Below are 16,664 nucleotides of genomic sequence, written 5' to 3' on the forward strand. Positions count from 1 at the left end.
GACGTGACACCCACCACCCGCACCCCCGCCGCGCTGCTCGCCGACGCCCTGCGCGCCGACGCCGGCCGGCCGCTGATCACCTTCTACGACGACGCGACCGGCGAACGGGTCGAGCTGTCGGTGGCCACCTTCGCCAACTGGGTGGCCAAGACGGCGAATCTGCTCCAGGACGAGCTCGGCGCCCAGCCCGGCGACCGGCTCGCGCTGCTGCTGCCCGCGCACTGGCAGACCGCGGTGTGGCTGCTCGCGGCCTTCTCCACCGGCGTGGTGGTGGCGCCCGAGGCGGATCCGGCGGGCGCCGATCTGGTGGTGAGCGGGCCGGACACGCTGGACGCGGCGCTGGCCTGCCCGGGCGAGCGGGTCGCGCTGGCTCTGCGGCCGCTCGGCGGACGTTTCCCGCAGCCGCCGGCCGGATTCGCCGACTACGCGGTCGAGGTGCCAGGACAGGGCGACCGCTTCACGCCGTACGCCCCGGTCGGACCGGACGCGCCCGCGCTCGAACTTCCGGGCGGCGGCGGGGTACTGACCGCCGGCGACGTGGTGGAGCGGGCGATCGCCTCGGCCGAGAAGCTCGGACTCGGCCGCGGGTCCCGGCTCTTGAGCGGATTGCCGTTCAGCACGTGGGACGGGCTGGCGGCGGGGCTGCTCGCACCGCTCGCGGTGGACGCCTCGGTGGTGCTCTGCCGTCACCTGGACGCGCTGCCGGCCGAGCGGCTGGACCGGCGCAAGGACGCCGAGAACGTCACCCACACGGCGGTCTGACGAGCGGTCGGGGTGGGGCGGGGCACCGGCCGCGCCCAGGTTTTCGGTGAACAGTGCGGGGAATCCGCCCCCTCAGGCAACCAAGTACGGTATTCGACTGTCTGAACGAGTGCCGGTAGGGCATTCGGGTCCTAATCCCCCGGAGACGGCCGGCGACCGGCCATCGGCCGGACGAACAACCGAGGGACGGGCACCGACGTGACCACGCCAGACGAGCCCCCGCAGCACGAGCCCGCCACCGCGGCCGCTCCGGACTCGCCGAAGAGCACCACAGGGAAGGCTCCCGAGCCGGTCACCCCGCCGGACGGACCCGCCGCGCCCGCCGAGCCCTCAGCCGCCCCGGAGGCCGAGCCTCCCGCCGTGGACGATTCGGGCGAGCCCGCGACCGGCACGGCCGGCGCAAACGAAGCGGACGCTGCAAACGACACGAACGGCGCGACCGACACGAACGCCGCGAACGACGCAAACGACACGGCCCCGCCCGAGCCCCCCGCTCCGGTCACCGCCGAGCCCGCGCCGGGCCGGCCGCCCGGCCGCCGCTGGCCGCGGGTGCTCGCCGCCGTCACGGCCTTCGTCGTCCTCGCCCTCGGCGCCGGCTGCTGGTACCTCTACCACCAGCTCAGCGGCAACATCACCACCGACACCGCCACCGAGACCCAGTTGAAGGCCGACGACGCCGACCGGCCCACGGAAGGCCCGACCACGGCCGAGAACATCCTGCTCATCGGCTCGGACAACCGCGGCGACGGCAACGAGAAGTACGGCGAGGACACCGGCACCCAGCGCTCGGACACCACGATCCTGCTGCACCTGGCCGCCGACCGGGGCAGCGCCACCGCGGTGAGCATCCCCCGCGACCTGATGGCCCAGGTGCCCAAATGCACCAAGCCCGGCGGCGCCACCGTCTCGCCGCGCTTCGAGCAGTTCAACTGGGCGTTCGAGATGGGCGGCGCCGCCTGCACCATCCGGACCGTCGAGGACATGACGGGCGTCCGGATCGACCATCACCTCATCGTGGACTTCACCGGCTTCAAGAAGATGGTCGACGCGGTGGACGGGGTCGAGATCTGCGCGCCGGAACCGGTGCACGACCAGAACGCCCACCTCGACCTGCCCGCCGGCCGGCAGAAGCTCGACGGCGAGCAGGCGCTGGGCTACGTACGGGCCCGCGAGAGCATCGGCGACGGCAGCGACACCCAGCGGATGGAACGCCAGCAGGACTTCCTGGCCTCACTGGTGAAGAAGGTGCGCGGCAACGGCGTGCTGCTCAACCCGGTCAAGCTCTATCCGCTGCTGTCGGCCGCGACGTCCTCGCTCACCGCCGACCCGGGTCTCGACTCGCTCAGCGAGCTGTACGACCTCGCGCACGGCATCCAGCAGACGCCGACCGGGGCGATACGTTTCCTCACGCTGCCCCAGGAGCCGTACACCGAGGACCACAACCGCGACCAGTTGATGCAGCCGGCCGCCGACACGCTCTTCGCCGCGATCCGGGAGGACCGGGTGGTGAACGTGAGCGGCGACGTACCGTCGGACAGCGGGACGGCGTCGCCCGGCGACGGGGCAACCGGGACGCCCACCGGTTCGCCCACCGGTTCGCCGGCCACCGATACCTCTGACGGTGCTTCACCCAGTGTGACCGCGAGCACCGTTCCCACCTACGAGGGGACGACCGCCGACCGCGATGTATGTGGCCAAAATCGGTGAAAGCCCGGCAAAGGCGGGTACGGCACCAGTAAAGGCCGCTCCAAGGCCCACTCAAGCCATGGCCGGGATCGTCGTTTTTGTCCGCTTGTAGCGGCGCGGGATTTGTCACGGGCGGATATCGGCGCTGAACTGTGCGGCTAGTGTGAGCGCTCCGGCCGATCCCGGATGGAGGACCCGAGGGACCGTGGACAGGCAAGGCCGTAGGAACATCGACCCGGCGGACCAGTGGGTGCTGGATCCTGCCACGGGGACGTACCAGTTGCGGCTTGACCCGGAGGAGCCCTCGTCACCGAGCGTGCCGGCGCAGGGCAACTACGGTGAAACGGTGGTGCGGTCGGCGGAGCCGCCCCCACCGCCCGCCGGCCCGACCTCCTACGGCGAGGCGTACTTCACCCCTGGAACCCCCGGACCCCCCGGGCCTCTCGAAGGCCCCGCGCCCCTCGGATTCCCTGAAGCCCTCGGGCCCTCTGGAACGCCCGCGGTCCCCACCGCCGCCGGGCTCCCCACTCCCGCTGCCACCGCCGCCATCGCCGTGCCGGCCCGCCCGGCCCGGCGGCCCGTCACCGCGCTGACCGGCCCCCGCAGCCGCCGCAGGCCCCGGCAGAAGACCTCGCGCCGGCACCGGGCGCTCGCCTGGACCGGCGGCGCCGTCGGCCTCGTGCTGATCGCCGGCACCATCGGCGGCTATCTGCTCTACCAGCACTTCAACGACAACATCACCACCATCGACGTGGGGGACGCGGGCAGCCGCAGCGTCACCCACGAGGGTCCGATGAACATCCTGATCATCGGCACCGACAGCCGGCAGGGGCTGGGTTCGCGCTACGGCGACACCGGCAGCGTCGGCCACGCGGACACCACGATCCTGTTCCACGTATCGGCGGCCAGGAACAACGCCACCGCGCTGAGCATCCCGCGAGACATCGTCACCGGCATCCCGGACTGCCCCACCAAGCAGCGGGACGGCTCGACCAAGGTCGTGCCGGGGACCCCGGCGCGGGTGAGCACACCGCGGTTCAACGAGAGCCTGGGGCAGGACGGCCGCGACCCCGGCTGCACGATGCGGCTGGTCTCCCGGCTGACCGGGCTGCGGATCGACCACTTCATGATGGTCGACTTCGAGGCGGTCAAGACGCTGTCGACGGCGGTCGGCGGGGTGAACGTCTGTCTGGCCCGCCCGCTGGTCGACCCCAAGTCCCACCTCGATCTGCGCGCCGGACCGCACCTCATCAAGGGCGAGCAGGCGCTGGAATTCGTCCGGACCCGGCACGCGCTGCGCAACCAGAGCGATCTGGACCGGATCAAGCTCCAGCAGAACTTCATCAGCGCGATGATCCGCAAGGTCAAGTCGAGCGGCACCCTGACCAGCCCGTCGAAGCTGTGGACGCTGGCCGACGCCGCCACCAGGGCACTCACCGTGGACACCGCGATCGGCAGCGTCAGCAGGCTCAGCAGCCTGGCCGAGGACCTCAGCAGGGTCGACACCCGGCACATCACCTTCACCACGCTGCCGGTGCGGGACAACCCCGACGAGAAGGTCCGCGCGACCGTCGTCGTCGACCAGGTGAAGGCGGCGTCGCTGCTCTCCCTGATCAGGCGTGATGTCTCGCTCACCCAGGGAAAGAAGGCCTCGGGCGCGCCCGATCCCCGGCTCGTCGGCGCCAAAGCGGCGCCCTCCGACACCCGGGTCGGCGTGTTCAACGGCAGCGGGGTGTTCGGCGCCGCCCAGGACACCGTCAACTGGCTGCGGAACGAGCAGCGCGTCAACCGCTCGGCGAACTCCGGCAACGCTCCCGTACGGGTGGCCAGGACCACACTGGAGTACGCGCCCAACCAGGCGGACCAGGCCCGCTCGCTGGCGGCGATGATGGGACTGCCGGCCGCCGCGCTGAAGGAGGGGGCCGTGGACGCTCGGCCACTGGCGTACATGAGACTCACCCTGGGCGCCGATTTCACCAGGCCGGGCGCTCCGATCGGCACGCCGACCGCCGTGCCCGACGGCGTGCAGAGAACCGAGGCGGACAGCAGGACGTGCGTCGGATAGCCGAATTCTGTGGCCGGGTCCGTCAGGACCGGCCGACTGCTTGGAGAGCCTGAGCGACCGTGGACACACAAGGCCCCGATTTCGTGGACCCGGCGGACCAGTGGGTGCTTGACCCGGCCACCGGCACCTACCAGTTGCGGCTGGACCCGGTGGACCCGGGGCAGCCCGGCACGGCGCCAGCCGCGCCTTCGGCGTCCCCACCGGCGACGGCGGCTTCGGCGGCTTCGGCCCAAACGTCCCCCGAGGCTTCGGCGCCCCCGACGCCCCGGCCCCCGTCGGGCGGCGGCCGGCGGGCCGCTCCCCCGGCGAGCCGCCGCAGGCGCAAGCCCAAACAGAACGGACGGCGGAACGCGGCGCTGTGGACGGCCGGCGCGGTCGGCGTCGTCCTGGTGGCGAGCGGTATCGGCTATCTCGCCTCAGGCGACGGCGGCCAGGGCGTCAGTACGGTGGACGCCGGGGACGCGGGCGCCGCCACCCTCGCGGCGGGCGGACCGCTGAACCTGCTGATCGTCGGCGACCCCGACGGCCCCGCGGGGGGCGCCGACGCCACGATCCTGCTGCACGTCGCCGCCGACCGGGCCGACGCGACCGCGCTGAGCATTCCGCGCGACCTCGTCACCGGCATCCCCGACTGTCCGGCGGGCCGGAGCGGTGTCGTACCGGGATCACCGCTCAAGGGCGCCTCCCCCAAGCTGGCGGAAAGCCTCGGCACCGACGGCCGCGATCCGAGCTGCACCCTGCGGCTGGTCAGACAGCTCACCGGCATCCCGGTCGACCATCTCGTCGAGGTGGACGCGGCGGCCGTCAAGGCCCTGTCGACGGCGGTCGGCGGGGCGGACGTCTGCCTCGCCCACCCGATCGACGACCCCGGGTCAGGGGCGAATCTCGGCGCGGGCCGGCACAAGGTCGAGGGCGACCAGGCGCTCCACCTGGTACGGGCGCCCGGGCTCGACGGTCTCGACCGGATCCCGGTGCAGCAGCAGTTCTTCGCCGGACTGATCCGCGCAGCCAAGAGCGGCGGGATGTTCACCGACCAGAAGCAGCGGCAGGCGCTGGCGCGGACCGCGGCGGGAGCGCTCACCGTGGACACCGCGCTCGGCAGCGTCGAGGCGCTCGACAGCCTGGCGGCGGACCTCGGCAAGGTCGACACCAAGCACATCACGCTCACCACCCTGCCGGTGGGGGACAACGCGGCGGACCCGACCGGCGGCACGGTCGTCATCGACCAGGCCAAGGCCGCCCAGGTGTTCGCGCTGATCAAGAACGACGTGTCGTTCTCCCAGGGGTCCGCCAAGCCCGATCCCCGGCTGACCGGCTCCAAGGCGACCCCGCACGACACCCGGGTCACCGTCCTCAACGGCAGCGGTGTCTTCGGCGCCTCCCAGGACGTCCTCAACTGGCTGCAGAACGAGCAGGGGGTCAACCGCTCGGCCAACGGCGGCGACGCGCCCGCGAAGCTCGCCGCCACCACCCTGGAGTACGCCCCCAACCAGGCCGACCAGGCCAGGTCGCTGGCCGCGATGATGGGACTGCCGGGATCCGCCCTGCACGAGGGCACCAAGGACGCGGAACCGCTCGCCTATATGACGCTGACGCTCGGCGCCGACTACACCGCACCGGGCGCGCCGATCGGTCCGCCGACCGCGCCCCCCAAGGGCCTGGCGATGACGACGGCGGACCGCACGGCGTGTGTCGGCTGACGGTTCGGCTGAAGTTCGGTCGAAGGTTCGGCTGAAGCTCGCCCGACGGTCGGCCGCCGGGTGTCACCCGAGGACCGGCCGGCGCTCCGCCGATCGCCGGCCGAAGGTGCTCGCCCGCCGCGTGCAACTCCGCGCCCCTCGTCGCCGTCTGACAGGTGAACCGACGACACCACGCCCGAGGCTTCGGGGGAGGGGAACACATGCGCGACGGGACGGCGGGGGGCCACCAGGTGGACTGGGGTCCGGACCCCTACGGCGACGACAGCGGACCCCACACCTCCGAGTCCGACCGGGTACCGATACCCGGGCCCCGGCCGGGCGGTCACCGCGGCGGCCCCAAGCGACGCGAGAGGACCCGCAGGCAAAAGGCCCTCAAGTGGACCGCGATCGTCGCCGCCGTCGGGGTCCTCGGCTCGGCGGGCGCCGCGTACGGCTACTACGAGTACCTCGCCGGAAAGATCCGCAAGGGCCAGCGCAGCAGCGGTTCGAGCGATGTCGCCAAGCCGAAGGCCAACTCCGCCGGGCAGACCGCGATGAACATCCTGATCCTCGGCTCCGACACCCGGGCCGATCCGGCGGACGCCAAGCTGGGCGGTGCGGCGGACGCCGCCGGGGCGCGGGCCGACGTGATCATGATCGCCCACCTCTCGGCCGACCGCGCCAACATGTCGGTGGTGAGCATCCCGCGCGACACCCGGGTCGACATCCCGGCCTGCACCGACCCGAAGACCGACAAGACGTATCAGGCGACCAACGACATCATCAACGCCTCGCTCGGCCGCGGCGGTCCCGGCTGCACGCTGGCCACCGTGCAGAACCTCACCGACCTCTACATCGACCACTGGCTGATGATCGACTTCTCCGGTGTGGTGAAGATGGCCGATGTCGTCGGCGGCGTCGAGGTCTGTGTCGACCAGCCGGTGCGGGACCACCCGACGCCCAGCGCCCCCGGCTCGTCGCACCTGCTGCTGAAGAAGGCCGGTCCGCAGAAGGTCTACGGCACGATGGCGCTGGCCTGGCTGCGCGCCCGCCACCCGTTCGAGAGCGACGCGGGCCGGGCGAAGGCCCAGCACATGTACATGAGCTCGCTGATCCGCTCACTGCGCGGCCAGAACTACTTCACCAACCCCGGCAAGCTCAACAAGGTCGCCACCGCCGCGATGTCCGCCTTCGAGGTGTCCGAGGAGATCGGCACCCCGAAGAAGCTCTACGACCTCGGGATGCAGCTCAAGACGATCCCGCCGGACCGGATCACCATGCTGACGATGCCGCGCGTCGCCGACCCGTTGAACAGCGCGCATTACCTGCCGATGCCGGGCGAGGCCGACGGGGTGTGGACCTCGGTGCGCAACGACGTGGCGCTCGACGCCAACGGCAGGCCGCGCGCCGGCGCCTCGGCCACCCCCCAGCCAACCGTGAAGCCGGGACCGCCGGCCGCCGCGGCGGCCACCATTCCGGTCACGGTGGTGAACGGCACGGCCGGCACCGCGGCCGGCGAGCCGACACCCCATCGGGCCGGCGACATCACCGAGGCGCTCAGGACGGCGGGGTTCGCCAAGGCCGGCTTCGACCGGGCCCCCGCGCCCAGCCTCGGCACCACAATGGTCTACCCGCGGAGCGCCGGCGCCCAGGGCAGCTCCGACGCCCTCTCGGTGGCCAAGGCGCTCAGGATCCCGGCCGGCAACGTCAAGCCGTCCGCCGACGCCCAGGGCATCACCCTGACGATCGGCTCGGACTGGAAGAGCGGCACCGACTTCAGCGCGACCCTGCCGAAGTCCGGCACGGTGCCCACCTCCGCCGAGGCCGTCAACGGCGCGGACAAGGGCTGTATGCCGGTCTACCGGCCGTACGTCTACCACGGCGGCTGACGACCCACACGGCGGCAGACGTCGAGGGGCCCGCCGGACGTGATCCGGTGGGCCCTTCCGCACAACGACCGCCGACGGCCCCTGGATGCCCGTGGATGCCTGATTGCCTTTGGGCGCCTCTGGATGCCCCTGGATGCCCCTAGACGTCCGCCCGCTCGGCGGACTCCGCCTTCACCGCCGGGCGGCGGCTGGCGATGACCTTACGGGCCAGCGAACGGGGGCTGGTGAGGAAGCCGTACCCCCAGCACATGTGCATGGTGGCGAGCGCCAACGGGATACGGATCCGGGCGCCGATCGGCAGCCCGCGCCCCGCCGGGAGCGAGCCGACGACGATACCGACGACGTATACGGCCGGGATCAGCAGCGCCCAGGGTGTGACGGCCGCGCCGACGACGAGACCGACGACGTTGGCGAGCAGCGCGGCGGGGGCGGCGAGATAGCGGAGGTTGACCGAGCCGCGGTGGTAGCGGGTGACGACGCGACGCCAGCGGCCGTAGTCCTTGTACTGCTTGGCGAGGGTGCGCACGCTGGGCCGGGGGCGGTAGGAGACCCGCAACTCGGGCGAGAACCAGATGAGATGACCGGCCTCGCGGATGCGGTAGTTCAGCTCCCAGTCCTGGGCGCGGATGAACTCCACGTTGTAGCCGCCCTGCTGCTCGAGCACCTCGCGGCGGAAGACGCCGAGGTAGACCGTGTCCGCGGCGGCGGCCAGGCCCCCGGTGTGGAAGGCGGCGTTGCCGACGCCGATCTTCGCGGTCATCGCGGCGGCCACCGCGTGCTCCCAGTCGTTCTCGCCCTCGGCGTGCATGATGCCGCCGACATTGGCCGCGCCGGTCTCCTCCAGGAGGCGGACGGCGGTGGCGATGTAGTTGGGCGAGAGCATGCCGTGCCCGTCGACCCGGACAACGACCGGGTGCCGGGACGCCTTGATCGCCGCGTTGAGGGCGGCCGGAGTGCGTCCGGTGGGATTGGGCACGGTGTGGACCCGGGGGTCCTCCGCGACCAGTTGGGCGGCGATCGCGTCGGTCCGGTCGGTGGACGGACCGAGGGCGATGACGACTTCCAGCCGTCCCGGGTAGTCCTGTTCCAGGATGTGCCGGACGGCGTTGCGCAGATGGCGCTCCTCGTCGAGCACCGGCATGATCACGGAGACGGCCGGGAGCGCGGAGTTCACAGCGGGGTGAGTGGCGGCGTTCATCGCGGCAAACGTTACCGCTTACGGGGGACCTCAGCGCGTGGGGTCAAGACCGACTGTCCTATTTGCAGGTAGTTTGTCGTTGGCCTGAACGGGTCTGTTCCCGCTGGTTGGAGGTCTCGCCCCGTGCCGCCCACCCAACGCCGGTCCCCAGCACCATCCCCGCGCCGCTCCCCGCCGCCGTCCCGGCACCGCCCGCCGCCCGCTCGGCGCCGCCCGCCGCCCGACACCCGGGTGCCGGCGGCCAGAGGTCCGCGGCCCGCGGTCCGGCCGCGCCGCCGGGCGCCGATCCGCTGGAGCACCCGGATCGCCGGCGGCCTGGCCCTGCTGGTGATCACCGTCAGCGGGGTGGGGCACGCCGTCGTCAACGGGATGAACAGCGCGATCGGCCGGGTGGACGCCTTCGGCGGCATGCAGGGGCGCCCGGGCGGCACCAAGGGCACCACTTTCCTGCTGGTCGGCACCGACAGCCGGGACGGCATCGACCCGGCGGAGAAGCGCCGCTACCACCTGGGCGGCGCCCCCTGCCACTGCACCGACACCATCATGCTGGTGCACCTCTCCGAGGACCGGCGGCGCGCCAGCATCGTCAGCATCCCGCGCGACAGCTACGTACGGCTGCCCGACCAGCCGGGGCGGCCCGTCCACGCGGCGGCCACCGCCTCCCTCATCACCGCGCCCACGCCGATCGGGCTGTCCGCCGGCACCCACCCGGCCAAGATCAACGAGGCGTACGCGGACGGCGGCGCCAAGCTCACCGTGCGCACCGTCGAGCAGTTGACCGGCGTCCACATCGACCACTACCTGGAGGTCGACTTCACCAGCTTCATGAAGACGGTGGACGTCATCGGCGGCGTCCAGGTGTGCACCACCGAGCCGCTGAAGGACTCCCACAGCGGCCTCGACCTGCCGGCCGGCCGGACCACGCTGGACGGCGCCCAGGCGCTCCAGTACGTCCGCTCCCGGCACCTCGACGGTTCCGCCGACCTCGGCCGGATGCAGCGTCAGCAGCACTTCCTGGCCCAGGTCATCGAGAAGATCACCAGCGGGAACACGCTGGGCAACCCGGTGGCGCTGAGCCGGATCGCCGGCACCGCGCTCGGTTCGGTCCGCGCCGACCAGGGGCTGCGGCCCACCGATCTGATCGCGCTCGCCAAGGGCATGAAGGGCCTGTCGGCGAGTTCCTCGGAGTTCTTGTCGGTGCCGCTCGGCGACATCGACTACCAGGTCCCCGGCATCGGCTCGACCGTGAAGTGGGACAACGCCAAGGCCGGCAAGCTCTGGGCGGCGATCCGGGCCGACCGGCCGCTGGCCCCGTCGCACCCGGAGCCCAGGCACCAGGGCGCCCGGGCCGAGGTCGACCCGTCGCGGATCCGGGTGCGGGTGGAGAACGGCACCGGGACCAAGGGGCTGGCCGGTGAGGCGCAGAAGGCGCTGCGCGCGACCGGATTCGTCACCCCGGGCCTGCCGACCACCGCGGAACACCACGTCCGGCGGACGGTGATCCGCTACGACCCCCGCTGGGACCGCTCGGTACGGTCGGTGGCCGCGGCCCTGCCGGGCGCCGAGCTGGTGCCCGCCGCGGGGCAGGGGCCGGTGATGGACATCACGCTCGGCGCGGACTACACCAAGGTCATCCCGGTGAAGATCACCGCCCCGGCCGTCGGGGAGAACGCGGTGACCGGTGACGAGGTGGCGTGCGGCTGAGATGAGGTTCGCAGCGAGGTTCCACGCGAGGCTGAAGCGAGGCCGCGGGTCGGGTGAGGCGCGGGTCGGGTGAGCCGGGGGGCTACTCGTCCCGGCCTTCGGCCATCCGCCGCCGGCGCAGCTCGACGATGGCCCGGCGCCTGGCCAGCCGGTGGGTACGGCGGATCTGCGCCTCCTGCCGCCTGCGGTGGTCACGGTCGGTCCCGGGTATGACCTGCGGCACGGGGCGCGGCTTGCCCTCCGCGTCCACGGCCACGAAGACCAGATAGGCGCTGGCGACCTGTTTCGCCGGCCCGGACTCGTTCCACCGCTCGGCGACCACCCGGACCCCGACCTCCATGGAGGTCTTGCCGGTCCAGTTGATCTGGGCCTTCACATGGAGCAGGTCGCCGACCCTGACGGGTTCGAGGAACGCCATCTCGTCCATCGCGCCGGTCACCGCCGGCCCCCCGGAGTGCCGGCCGGCCACCGCGCCTGCCGCGTCGTCGACCAGTTTCATCACCACCCCGCCGTGCACGGTGCCGAGCAGGTTGGTGTCGTGCGCGCTCATGATGTGGGAGAGCGTGATCCGGGAGGCGGAGGTCGGCTTGCCCGGGATCACCGGGACGGCCGGGGCGGGCAGCGGCTCGGGGGTGCCCGGGCCGGTGCGGCTGCCGCGGTCGGGGCCGGATCCCGGCCCCGCTGGGGACTCGATCATGGCACCAACCTTATGTCCGTCACGGAAGCACCGCGGCTGGTGCGGATATGCATCGGCTGTGCTACAGAACGGCCTCGGAAGGCGGGGTTCCCCGCGCCGCCGGGCACACTGGCGGCATGAACGGTTGGAGCGATGACACCGAGCGGCGCCGGCTCACGGAGCCCCCGCTGCCCCCAGAACTGTCGCCGCGCAGGGCCGCTGCCGCCGGCGGGGTCCCGCCGCAGGCCGGCCGCGGTCAGCAGCCGGGCGGCGCCGGCCCGCAGCCCGGCGGGAACGGCGGCGGCTACGGTCCGCCCAGCACCGGGGGCCCCGACGGCCGCGGGCCGCGCGGTCCGCGCTGGAGCACCCGCAGGAAGATCGGGTACACCGCGCTCGGACTGGTCGTGGTGCTGCTCGTGGTGTCCGTCTCCACCTACTTCTGGGCCGACTCCAAGGTGCGCCGCGAGGTGGACCTCAGCAAGGTCGAGGACCGCCCGCCGACCGGCAAGGGCACCAACTACCTGATCGTCGGCTCCGACAGCCGTGAGGGGCTGACCAAGGCCGAGGAGAAGCAGCTCCACACCGGCGCCGACAGCGGCCAGCGCACCGACTCCATGATGATCCTGCACACCGGCTCCAACGGGACCACCATGATGAGCCTGCCGCGCGACTCGTACGTCACCATCCCGGCCTTCACCGGGCAGCAGTCGCACAAGCGGTACGCCGCCTCCACCCACAAGCTCAACCGCGCCTACTCGGACGGCGGTCCCGAGCTGCTGACCCGGACCATCGAGTACAACACCGGCATACACATCGACCACTACGCGGAGATCGGCTTCTCCGGTTTCGTGAACCTGGTGGACGCCCTCGGCGGTGTGAACATGTGTCTGGACAAGCCGCTGCACGACAAGGCGTCCGGCGCGGACTTCGCGGCCGGCTGCCAGAAGCTGAACGGCAAGCAGTCGCTCGCCTTCGTCCGGCAGCGGCACCAGGAGGCGGACCAGGACCTGGGCCGGATGCGGAACCAGCAGAAGTTCCTGTCCACCCTGGCCCACCAGGCCGCCTCGCCGTCCACGGTGCTCAACCCGTTCAAGCTCTACCCGGTGATCGGCTCGGGCCTCGACACGCTCATCGTCGACAAGAAGATGAGCCTGTTCGACCTCACGTCCATGTTCTGGGCGATGAAGGGTGTCACCGGCGGCTCGGGCCACTCGATCACGGTGCCGATCGCCAACGCCAACTACCAGACTCCGAACGACGGCGACGCCCTCAAGTGGGACATGACGAAGGGCAAGACGCTCTTCGACGAGCTGAAGAACGACCAGAAGGTGACGGTCGGCGTCAGCGCCGCGCAGTAACGCCGGACAACGCCGGACAGCGGCACCGCACACACAACGGCCGTACGACTGGGTGTCGTACGGCCGTTGTGTTGTGCGTGGTGCGGCAGAACGTTGGAGCGGTGAAGCAGCGGACGTCAGTGCGCGGACGGCTTGCGGCGCCGCAGCACGAAGACCGAGCCACCACCGACGACGACCAGCGCGGCGGCGATGCCCGCGATGATCGGGGTGCTGCTGCTGCTTCCGGTCTCGGCCAGGTTCTGGCTGCCACCGGCGGCCGGGGACGGCGCGTTGGTGTCGGCCACGACCGGAGCGGCGGTGGTGCTGGACGGCGAGGCCGTCGGCGCCGTGGCGGGCGACGTGGTGGGCGCCGCGGTGGGGGTGTCCTTGGTGGGGGTGTCGGACGGGGTGGGGCTGTCCGACGGCTGGGTCGGCGGCTTGGGAGCGGTGCAGTCGCCCTCGAGGGTCAGATCCTGGTCGATCTTCTTACCGCTGAAGTGACCCTTCACATCGATAACGACCTGGTACGTGGAGTTGGGCGTCCAGGCAACCGGGAGCGTGAAGTCGCTGCCCTGGTCGCTGAAGTCCTGCGACGCCACCACGGTGTCGCCGTTCTTGACCGTCACGGTCACCGGGCGGCTGCTGTCGGTGTCGTGGACCGTGACCGTGCTCGTGCCGGTCGCGTGGTCGCACGAGATGCTCGAGGTGAAGTCACCAATTTTGCAAGCGAACGCGTTGCCTGCAACGCCCAGCGCCAGAGCGGCTGCGGCGGAGGCGACGCCAATGGATCGCACCGCTATCGCGGTGCGGCGGTTAATGGACACGTCTTCCCTTCACGGGACTCGGATCACAAGCAGAGGAAGGCCGCTCAGCAGACGCGTACGGCCCCCCGTCCCGCTGATGGCCCTACAGCTCTACAAGCCGCCTGACACGCTTGTCAATTGATCGCAAAACGGATCCTAAACCACCCCAACTACCCAAAGGGCACCCCGTGGGGTTCCCCTCGGGCAGCGGTTATTACAGAGTTGAGACGCTAAAAAACGTCATGCGGGCAAGTTGCGGGCCATCACGATCCGCTGCACCTGGTTGGTACCTTCATAGATCTGGGTGATCTTGGCGTCCCGCATCATCCGTTCCACCGGGTAGTCACGGGTGTAGCCGTAGCCGCCGAGGAGCTGGACCGCGTCGGTGGTGATCTCCATGGCCGCGTCGGAGGCGAAGCACTTGGCCGCGGCACCGAAGAAGGTCAGATCGGCGTCCACCCGCTCGGACTTGGCCGCCGCGGCATAGGTGAGCTGCCGGGCCGCTTCGAGCTTCATGGCCATGTCGGCGAGCATGAACTGGATGCCCTGGAACTCGGCGATGGCTTTGCCGAACTGCTTGCGCTCGTTGACGTAGCCCTTGGCGTAGTCGAGCGCACCCTGGGCGATGCCGAGGGCCTGGGCGGCGATGGTGATGCGGGTGTGGTCGAGGGTCTTCATGGCGGTGGCGAAGCCGGTGCCCTCGGCGCCGATGATCCGGTCGGCGGGGATGCGCACGTTGTCGAAGTAGACCTCGCGCGTCGGGGACCCTTTGATGCCGAGCTTCTTCTCCGGGGCGCCGAAGGAGACGCCCTCGTCGCCCTTCTCCACCACGAAGGCGGAGATGCCCTTGGTCCGCTTGTCCGGGTCGGTGACGGCCATCACCGTGTAGTAGTCGGAGACGCCGGCGTTGGTGATCCAGCGCTTGACGCCGTTGAGCACGTAGTGGTCGCCGTCGCGGACCGCGCGGGTCTTCATACCGCCCGCGTCGGAGCCGGCCTCGGGCTCGGACAGGCAGTAGGAGAACATGCCCTCCCTGCGCGCGAGCGCCCCGAGGTACCTGGCCTTGAGCTCCTCGGACCCGGCGAGCTGCACGGGCAGCGATCCCAGCTTGTTGACCGCGGGGATGAGCGAGGAGGAGGCGCAGACGCGCGCGATCTCCTCGATCACGATGACGGTGGACAGCGCGTCCGCGCCGGAGCCGTCGTACGCCTCGGGGACGTGCACCGCGTGCAGGTCGTTGGCCTCCAGCGCGTCGCGGGCCTCCTGGGGGAAGCGCGCCTGTTCGTCGACCTCGGCGGCAAAGGGCGCGATCTTCGCCTCGGCGAGCGAACGTACGGCGTCCCGGAGCATCTCGTGCTCCTCTGAGGTCCGGAAAAAGTCGAAGTCGGAGGATCCGGCCACTGTGTGTCTCACTCCCCGGTGCTAACTACCGTTAAGTAACTCTTCGATCCTAGGGCCGCCCCGGCCGGACGTCTCATGGCGTGCGCCACCCTGATCGGGTGACCTTCACGACACCCGGTCACCCAGGGTGTCCAGGCTGTGGGTGGCCACGAAGTCCGTCATGGTGTCGTTGCGCATCGCCTCCCACAGTTCACCTGAGGCGTTGGTGTCGAGCAACACCACGGACTGCTTGCGGATCGTGTCGAAGCCGGCTACCGGCGCGTTCATGAAGGCCATGTCGGACGACCTGACGTTCCGCAGATCCCACACCAGGCCGCGCAGATCGCCGTTGGACAGCTGGTCGTCGACGCTCACCACCGAGGTCACCTGGTCGAGGGTGCGCTTGAGTTTGAGCGGGTTGCTGAAGGTGCCGCCGGAGAGCATCTTGGCCAGCACCGCCCGCAGGAAGTTCTGCTGGCGGTGGGTGCGGTCCAGGTCGCCGTTGGGCAGTCCGTAGCGCTCGCGGACGTAGTCGAGCGCCTCGCCGCCGTCCATGTGGTGCGTGCCCGCGGTCCAGACGCCGCCGGGGCCGTGCAGCCGGGAGACCGTCTTGTCGACGGTGATGTCCACACCGCCCACCGCGTCGGTGAGCTTCTTGAAGCCACTCCAGTCGATGACGGCGAGATGGTCGATCTTCACCCTGGTCAGCCGCTGCACGGTGTCGATGAGCAGCGGCGGGCCGCCCCAGGAGAACGCCGCGTTCAGCTTGGCCTGGCCGTGGCCCGGGATGCTCACCCAGGAGTCGCGGGGCAGCGAGACGACGTAGGCGTGGCTGTGGTCGGCCGGCAGGTGGACCAGCATCATCGTGTCGCTGCGCTGGGCGCCCGGCTTCCACTCCGGCGCCTTGGCGTCCTTGCCGGTGGTCGGGAGGTCGGACCGCGCGTCCAGACCGACCAGCAGAAACGTCTCGCTGCCGTCCTTGGACGGCGGCGGCAGCGCGGCCTTGGGCACATTGGTGGGGAAGGCGTTGGGGATGCGCGCGACACGCCCGGTGTAGTGCTCATAGGCCCAGTAGGCGGAGCCGCCGGCCAGCAGGAGACCGGCGCACAGCAGGACGAGCGCGCCATAGAGGACCCTGCCGGCGCGGCGGCGCCGGGTGCGGCGGGCGGGATCGCCGGCCGGCTCACCGGGCTCCTCAGCCGGTTCTCCGGCTGGTCCGGCGGTCGGCTCACCGGGCTCCTCAGCCGGCTCCCAGGCCGGATCATGGGCCGGCGGACGGGGCTCCTCGGCCGGCCCCTGTGCCGACCGGGCCGGGCTCCCGGCGGAATCCTTGCTCAGGTTCTGCCGGCTCTCCGCCGGGCTCTCCCCCGCGGCGAGCCCGGCGGGCCGCTCCGTTCCAGCGCTGCCCTTGCCACCGTCGGCACTCTCGGCCACAACCCACCCCTTAGATGTATGCGCGCATTGTGGACCGAGTGGCCACCCTCC

12 protein-coding genes are annotated in these 16,664 nt (G+C 71.3%); 7 read left to right on the forward strand and 5 right to left on the reverse strand.

Annotated elements, in window-relative coordinates:
* Positions 1-3: 3 nt before the first annotated feature.
* The 5 genes from OG519_RS11875 (at position 4) to OG519_RS11895 (ending at position 8,081) form a co-directional block, all read left to right on the forward strand.
* Positions 4-762 carry a TIGR03089 family protein gene (locus tag OG519_RS11875; protein ID WP_405582306.1) on the forward strand — a complete coding sequence of 253 codons (759 nt, stop codon included), beginning with the start codon at positions 4-6 and terminating at the stop codon, positions 760-762.
* A 198-nt stretch (positions 763-960) separates the two neighbouring features.
* Positions 961-2,469, forward strand: coding sequence for an LCP family protein (locus tag OG519_RS11880; RefSeq protein ID WP_405582309.1), 1,509 nt, complete (start codon positions 961-963; stop codon positions 2,467-2,469).
* Between the two features lie 184 nt (positions 2,470-2,653).
* Positions 2,654-4,513 carry an LCP family protein gene (locus OG519_RS11885; protein WP_405582312.1) on the forward strand — a complete coding sequence of 620 codons (1,860 nt, stop codon included), beginning with the start codon at positions 2,654-2,656 and terminating at the stop codon, positions 4,511-4,513.
* A 59-nt stretch (positions 4,514-4,572) separates the two neighbouring features.
* Complete coding sequence (locus OG519_RS11890; protein ID WP_405582315.1) at positions 4,573-6,213, forward strand: LCP family protein; 1,641 nt, start codon at positions 4,573-4,575, stop codon at positions 6,211-6,213.
* Positions 6,214-6,413: 200 nt separating this feature from the next.
* The gene (locus OG519_RS11895; protein ID WP_405582317.1) at positions 6,414-8,081 is read left to right on the forward strand and encodes an LCP family protein; all 1,668 of its coding nucleotides are present in this window, start codon (positions 6,414-6,416) and stop codon (positions 8,079-8,081) included.
* A 139-nt stretch (positions 8,082-8,220) separates the two neighbouring features.
* Here OG519_RS11895 and OG519_RS11900 read toward each other — a convergent pair whose 3' ends face one another.
* Positions 8,221-9,279: a glycosyltransferase family 2 protein gene (locus OG519_RS11900; protein WP_405582319.1), complete on the reverse strand. Its 1,059-nt coding sequence runs from the start codon at positions 9,277-9,279 to the stop codon at positions 8,221-8,223.
* A 231-nt stretch (positions 9,280-9,510) separates the two neighbouring features.
* Here OG519_RS11900 and OG519_RS11905 point away from each other — a divergent pair, with 231 nt between their 5' ends.
* Positions 9,511-10,983, forward strand: coding sequence for an LCP family protein (locus OG519_RS11905; RefSeq protein WP_405582322.1), 1,473 nt, complete (start codon positions 9,511-9,513; stop codon positions 10,981-10,983).
* 82 nt (positions 10,984-11,065) lie between these two features.
* Here the strand turns inward: OG519_RS11905 and OG519_RS11910 are convergent, their stop codons facing one another.
* Positions 11,066-11,533 carry an acyl-CoA thioesterase gene (locus OG519_RS11910; RefSeq protein ID WP_405592656.1) on the reverse strand — a complete coding sequence of 156 codons (468 nt, stop codon included), beginning with the start codon at positions 11,531-11,533 and terminating at the stop codon, positions 11,066-11,068.
* Positions 11,534-11,796: 263 nt separating this feature from the next.
* Between OG519_RS11910 and OG519_RS11915 the strand changes: the two genes are divergently transcribed.
* Positions 11,797-13,017, forward strand: coding sequence for an LCP family protein (locus OG519_RS11915; protein ID WP_405582325.1), 1,221 nt, complete (start codon positions 11,797-11,799; stop codon positions 13,015-13,017).
* A 116-nt stretch (positions 13,018-13,133) separates the two neighbouring features.
* On the opposite strand, the gene OG519_RS11920 is transcribed toward OG519_RS11915, so the two are convergent.
* The 3 genes from OG519_RS11920 to OG519_RS11930 form a co-directional block, all read right to left on the reverse strand.
* The gene (locus OG519_RS11920) at positions 13,134-13,820 is read right to left on the reverse strand and encodes an LAETG motif-containing sortase-dependent surface protein (protein ID WP_405582327.1); all 687 of its coding nucleotides are present in this window, start codon (positions 13,818-13,820) and stop codon (positions 13,134-13,136) included.
* 219 nt (positions 13,821-14,039) lie between these two features.
* Positions 14,040-15,200: an acyl-CoA dehydrogenase family protein gene (locus tag OG519_RS11925; RefSeq protein ID WP_405592657.1), complete on the reverse strand. Its 1,161-nt coding sequence runs from the start codon at positions 15,198-15,200 to the stop codon at positions 14,040-14,042.
* A 105-nt stretch (positions 15,201-15,305) separates the two neighbouring features.
* Positions 15,306-16,613 carry an LCP family protein gene (locus OG519_RS11930; protein ID WP_405582330.1) on the reverse strand — a complete coding sequence of 436 codons (1,308 nt, stop codon included), beginning with the start codon at positions 16,611-16,613 and terminating at the stop codon, positions 15,306-15,308.
* Positions 16,614-16,664: the final 51 nt, after the last annotated feature.

The organism is Streptomyces sp. NBC_01190 (assembly GCF_045039895.1).
Classification (GTDB): Bacteria; Actinomycetota; Actinomycetes; order Streptomycetales; family Streptomycetaceae; genus Actinacidiphila.